General features: G+C 69.8%; 6 protein-coding genes. 4 read left to right on the forward strand and 2 right to left on the reverse strand.

Annotation, left to right across the window (positions count from 1 at the left end; genetic code table 11):
- Positions 1-122 precede the first annotated feature (122 nt).
- A complete protein-coding gene (locus tag G6028_RS05615; RefSeq protein ID WP_182658287.1) occupies positions 123-611 on the reverse strand; it encodes a PH domain-containing protein in 489 nt (162 codons plus the stop codon).
- Between the two features lie 37 nt (positions 612-648).
- On the opposite strand from G6028_RS05615, the gene G6028_RS05620 reads away from it, so the two are divergent.
- Positions 649-1,779: a tocopherol cyclase family protein gene (locus G6028_RS05620; RefSeq protein ID WP_182658288.1), complete on the forward strand. Its 1,131-nt coding sequence runs from the start codon at positions 649-651 to the stop codon at positions 1,777-1,779.
- A gap of 17 nt (positions 1,780-1,796) precedes the next feature.
- Here the strand turns inward: G6028_RS05620 and coaA are convergent, their stop codons facing one another.
- Positions 1,797-2,729, reverse strand: coding sequence for a type I pantothenate kinase (gene coaA / locus G6028_RS05625; RefSeq protein ID WP_182643921.1), 933 nt, complete (start codon positions 2,727-2,729; stop codon positions 1,797-1,799).
- Positions 2,730-2,865: 136 nt separating this feature from the next.
- Between coaA and glyA the strand changes: the two genes are divergently transcribed.
- The 3 genes from glyA to G6028_RS05640 all read left to right on the forward strand — a co-directional run.
- Entirely contained in the window at positions 2,866-4,170 is a 1,305-nt protein-coding gene (gene glyA / locus G6028_RS05630) for a serine hydroxymethyltransferase (protein ID WP_182658289.1), read from the forward strand.
- A 107-nt stretch (positions 4,171-4,277) separates the two neighbouring features.
- Positions 4,278-4,892: a TetR/AcrR family transcriptional regulator gene (locus G6028_RS05635; RefSeq protein WP_107749135.1), complete on the forward strand. Its 615-nt coding sequence runs from the start codon at positions 4,278-4,280 to the stop codon at positions 4,890-4,892.
- A gap of 35 nt (positions 4,893-4,927) precedes the next feature.
- Positions 4,928-5,401 (forward strand): LysR substrate-binding domain-containing protein (locus G6028_RS05640; RefSeq protein ID WP_182658290.1); only part of this gene is annotated, 474 nt, incomplete at its 3' end.

Genomic DNA, 5,401 nt, shown 5'->3' on the forward strand with positions numbered 1-5,401 from the left:
CAGGGCCCCCGCGGCCACGACGGTGCTCGCGGCGATGGTCCGCCGGTCGAGCGGCAGCCATTCGGGGGCGGGCTCCGCGGGGTCGGGCCGCGATGCCGCGAAGTGCTGCGACCCGGGCGTGGTCACGTCGCGTCCCGCTGGTCGTCCTCGGCCAGGAGCGTCAACCTGTCGACCATCTCCTCGGCCTGCGCGGCGTCGAGGGCGCTGATGCGGACCGCGCCCGAGGAGGAGGCGGTGGTGACGACGACGGTGGCCAACCCGAACTGACGCTGCAGTGGACCGCGGGTCTTGTCGACGGTCTGCACCCGGGAGAGCGGCGCGGCCCTCCATTCCTCCCAGAACAGGCCACTACGGCTGTAGATCGCCGTGTCGGTCGCTTCCCACCGGTGGATGGCCCAGCGCACCCGGGGTACCGCGACCAGTGCCACGGCGGTCGCGGCCGCCCACCCCGCCGCCACGAGCAGGACCCAGGGGAACAGGACCAGGCCCAGGGCCACGGCCACCACCAGCGGCCCCGCCATCCACAGTGCGACCTGCGCCGTCCACCAGCGCCGACACCGCGGGTCGACGCGGTGACGTGGTGGCCTGAGTCCGATCGATGACGAGTTCACGGTGTCCAACATAGGGCCCTGTGGAACGCTGGCGTGCATGACACTTCACCGGCGCTACCGGGCCACCGGCGCAGACCTGCCCTTCGGCGATCCGCTCCGCGCACACGGGGTGGCCATGGAGGGATACTTCCTCCGCGTGACCGACCGCGCCCACGGCCGCGCCCTGATCGCGCTCATCGGGATCAACCGGGGGCCGGACGGGCACTGGGCGACGCTCGGCCTGGCGTCCGACGAGGTGCCTCCCCGGTCAGGGGCGACCGGGTCCCCCCGGCCGGGCGGCGGCTCGACCTCGTCGTCGTCCTCAATCGGTTCGGGTACTCCACCAGCGCGGTCGGGCACGTCGTCTTCTCTCCGCCTGGCCGCCGCGCCCGAGGGGTGGGCCGATCCCGACCGCCTGGGGGCCCGCTCCGGAGACCTTTTCGAGTACCGGCCGGACGGGGTCACCGTGGACATGGGCGAGGGGGCGCGCCTCCACGTGGAGGTCACCGACCCCGTGGAGTGGCCACACCGTGCGGTCGGCGGGTCGAGCATCTTCCAGTCCGTGCCCGCCCTCAACCAGTACTGGCACCCGTGGCTGCTCGGCGGTCGGGCGCGGGGCTGGGCGGAGCTGGACGGTCGGCGCTGGGAGTTCGACGGCGCCGACGTCTACGGCGAGAAGAACTGGGGCGCCGAGGGCTTTCCCGACTCCTGGTGGTGGGGGCAGGCGCAGGGCTTCTCCGAGCCTGGCACCTGCGTGGCGTTCGCCGGCGGGCAGATCCATTCGGGCCCGCTGCGCACCGAGGTCACCGCGCTGGTCGTGCGACTGCCGGATGGCCGGGTGATCCGGTTGGGCAACCCCGTGGTCTCCCCGGTCCGGGCGGAGGTCGGTGATGACGTCTGGGCACTCGAGGGGCGCGGTTACGGTTGGCGGATCCGCGTGACCGGGCGGGCGCCCCTGGGTCGGGCGCACGTGCTGCCCGTGCCGTTGCCGTCGGAGAAGCGGAACTCGGCGGGCGCGATCGAGCACCTGTCCGGTGAGCTCGAGGTGGAGGTGAGCCGGTTCGGGCGCCATGTCTGGAGCGATCACAGTCCACAGGCCGCACTCGAGCACGGGGGGCTGGACCGCGCCGAGGCCGAGTTGCGGCGGCGTGGCGTACCCGTGGGGGAGACGGGCGCCGCGCCGGAGTGAACGAACCCGGGAGCGCGTCAGATCTTGCGCAGGCGCAGCCGCTGGATGGAGTGGTCCGAGTTCTTGCGCAGCACCAGCGTCGCGCGCGGCCGGGTCGGCAGGATGTTCTCCACCAGGTTCGGCCGGTTGATCGAGGTCCAGATCTCGCGCGCCGCCAACCGTGCCGCTTGGTCGGACAGGTCTGCGTAGTGCGCGAAGTGGGAGTTGGGGTTGGAGAACGACGTGCTGCGCAGTTCCAGGAACCGCTCGACGTACCACTTCTCGATGTCCTCGATCTTCGCGTCCACGTAGAGCGAGAAGTCGAACAGGTCCGAGACCATCAGTCGGGGGCCCGTCTGCAGGACGTTCAGGCCCTCGACGATGAGGATGTCCGGGCGCTGGACCTCGATGAACTCGTCGGGGACGATGTCGTACTTGGTGTGCGAGTACACGGGCGCGCGGACGACCGGGGCACCGGACTTGACCTCGGTGACGAACCTCAACAGCGCACGCCGGTCGTAGGACTCGGGGTAGCCCTTGCGGTGCATGAGCTGGCGCCGCTGGAGTTCGCGGTTGGGGTAGAGGAAGCCGTCGGTGGTGATCAGGTCCACCCGGGGGTGGGAGTCCCAGCGGGTCAGCAGCGCGCGCAACACACGCGCGGAGGTGGACTTGCCCACCGCCACCGAGCCGGCCACCCCGATCACGAACGGCATGGGGGCGTCCACGGTCTCACCGAGGAACAGGTTGGTGGACTGGAACAGGCGCTGGCGGGCCGATACCTGGAGGTGGATGAGCCGGCTGAGCGGCAGGTAGATCTCCGCGATCTCGTCCAGGTCCAGGTGTTCGCCCAGACCGCGCAGTCCCTCGAGGTCCTGTTCGGTGAGCACCATCGGCATGGCTCGCCGCAACCGACGCCAACTCCGGCGGTCGAACTCCACGTACGGCGTGTAGTCGCCGGCATGTCTGCTCACGATTGCTGATTGTGTCAGGTGCCCACGGGGGAGAGGCCTCCAGGTGCCCTGGCACTAGACTGACGACGACGACGAGACGAGCCGTGGCCCCGACACGATTCGTACGAAGTGAGAAGCCCACGCGCGAGGAGCAACGATGACCGACCCGAACACCGATGTGTTCACCGCCTCCCTGTCCGAGTTGGACCCGGAGGTCGCCGAGGCGATGGCCGGCGAGCTGGCGCGTCAGCGCGACACGTTGGAGATGATCGCGTCCGAGAACTTCGTGCCGCGCTCGGTGTTGCAGGCGCAGGGATCGGTGCTCACCAACAAGTACGCCGAGGGCTACCCGGGTCGGCGCTACTACGGCGGGTGCGAGCACGTCGACGTGGTGGAGAACCTGGCACGGGACCGCGCCAAGGAGGTGTTCGGCGCCAAGTACGCGAACGTGCAGCCGCACGCCGGTGCCCAGGCCAACGCCGCCGTGCTCATGGCGCTCGCGAAGCCGGGTTCGAAGATCATGGGCCTGTCCCTGGCCCACGGTGGTCACCTCACCCACGGGATGAAGCTCAACTTCTCAGGCCAGCTGTACGAGGTCGCCGCCTACGAGGTGGACCCGGAGACCATGCAGGTCAACATGGACACCGTCCGCGAGATGGCCCTCGCGGAGAAGCCGGATGTCATCATCGCCGGCTGGTCGGCCTACCCGCGGACCCTGGATTTCGCGAAGTTCCGCGAGATCGCCGACGAGGTGGGGGCCAAGCTCTGGGTGGACATGGCGCACTTCGCCGGCCTGGTGGCCGCGGGCCTGCACCCGAGCCCCGTTCCGCACGCCGACGTCGTCTCCACCACGGTCCACAAGACCCTGGGCGGGCCGCGCTCGGGCATGATCCTCACCAACGACCTCGAGCTGTTCAAGAAGCTCAACTCGTCGGTGTTCCCCGGTCAACAGGGCGGGCCGCTCATGCACGCGATCGCGGCCAAGGCCACGGCCATGAAGATCGCCGGCACGGAGCAGTTCCGCGAGCGTCAGCAGCGCACGATCGAGGGCGCCAAGATCCTCGCCGAGCGTCTGACCGAGCAGGACTGCCAGGACGCCGGGGTCTCCGTTCTCACGGGCGGCACGGACGTCCACCTGGTGCTGGTGGACCTCCGCGAGTCCGAACTCGACGGCCAGCAGGCCGAGGACCTCCTCCACGAGGTCGGCATCACCGTCAACCGCAACGCCGTGCCGTTCGACCCCCGTCCGCCGATGGTGACCTCCGGCCTGCGGATCGGCACGCCCGCGCTGGCCACCCGCGGCTTCGGAGCCGAGGACTTCCGCGAGGTCGCGGACATCATCGGCACCGCCCTCGCGGCGGGTACGGACGCCGACATCACCGCCCTGCGTGGACGCGTGTCCGCGCTGGCCGCGGCCAAGCCGCTGTACGAGGGCCTCGAGGACTGGACGATCCTGGGCTGAGCGTAGGGGGCGGGCCAAGCGCAGGGGGCGCCGGAGTGGATGGTTCCGAGTCGGATGCGACGTACTCCGAACCGCGAGGTTCGAGGCCACGGTCAGGGGGATGAGGGATGGTGCAGCACGCCAGGATGGAGAGTTCCAGGTCCAAGAGGAAGGCGATTCTCCGGGTCGCGGTCGACCACTTCGGATCTGCTGGATACGAGCACACCAAGTGGGCGACGATCGCGCACGAGGTGGGAATCGGTCAGACAGCGCTATATCACTACTTTGAATCCAAAGCTCACTGCCTGCTCACGATCATGAGTACCGAGCTCGACCACTCTCATCGGCGCTTCTCTGAGGCCGTGAAGGACTCCGTGGATGCTGAATCGGCTCTGCGGGCCGCGGTGCGAGGTGTATACGACGTCACCGCCAGTGAGGCGCTTCAAGCCCGAATTCTGGTGCACCACGTCGGCATCCTGGAGACCACGCGTTCCACTGAGCGAGAAGAGGAAGAGCGCCAGACGGCGGTGGAGCACTCGCGCGCGGTGGAGCAGGACTGGATCTCGTTGCTGGCGCGCGGAATGGACTCCGGTGAGTTCCCACGGCGGGACGAGGAGGAGCTGGGACGGCTGATTCTGGGAATGGTCAGCTCCGTGTGGACCTGGTACCGGCCGGATGGGGTGCGGCCCCTCACCGCGATCGGCGATTCGGTGGCAGATGCCTGTTCACGGTTGGTGCACTGATCCGGGGTTCACGGAGCAGCGGCTACCGTTGAGGGGTGAACGAGGATACCGGTCCGGACCGGCGGAGCCTGGCCATCGGCTACGTCCCGGGCGTGCAGCCCGACAAGTGGCTCACCCGGTGGCGCGAGCGCAATCCCGAGGTGCCGATCTCGGCGCGGCGCTCGGGGGATCCGCGCTCGGCGCTGGCCCGGGTCGCCGGGGACGTGGGGTTCGACGTGATCTTCCTCCGCGAACCCGACGCGGCCCCGCGATCCTCGCCGCCCGGCCTGCTCAGGGTGCCGCTGTACACCGAGACCATGGCGGTGCTGGCGGAGAAGGATCACGAGCTGGCCGCGTTCGACACGGTGGCCGTGGCGGACCTCGAGGGCGAGCAGTGGCTCGACCCCGTCGACGCGATCGCCGCGACCCCGGACGAGGTGTCGGCCGCGGTGGACCTGGTCGCGGCCGGGGTCGGGCTCCTTGTCTTGCCGCTGCCGTACGCGCGGTCGCTGAGCCGCCGCGACGTGGTG

Origin of the sequence: Dietzia cercidiphylli, assembly GCF_014145145.1 — a bacterium.
Classification (GTDB): domain Bacteria; phylum Actinomycetota; class Actinomycetes; order Mycobacteriales; family Mycobacteriaceae; genus Dietzia; species Dietzia natronolimnaea.

Bases quoted from the DNA above. Each gene is read 5' to 3' on its own strand.
- G6028_RS05620 (WP_182658288.1), top strand. From the start codon at position 649: ATGACACTTCACCGGCGCTACCGGGCCACCGGCGCAGACCTGCCCTTC.
- glyA (WP_182658289.1), top strand. From the start codon at position 2,866: ATGACCGACCCGAACACCGATGTGTTCACCGCCTCCCTGTCCGAGTTG.
- G6028_RS05635 (WP_107749135.1), top strand. From the start codon at position 4,278: ATGGTGCAGCACGCCAGGATGGAGAGTTCCAGGTCCAAGAGGAAGGCG.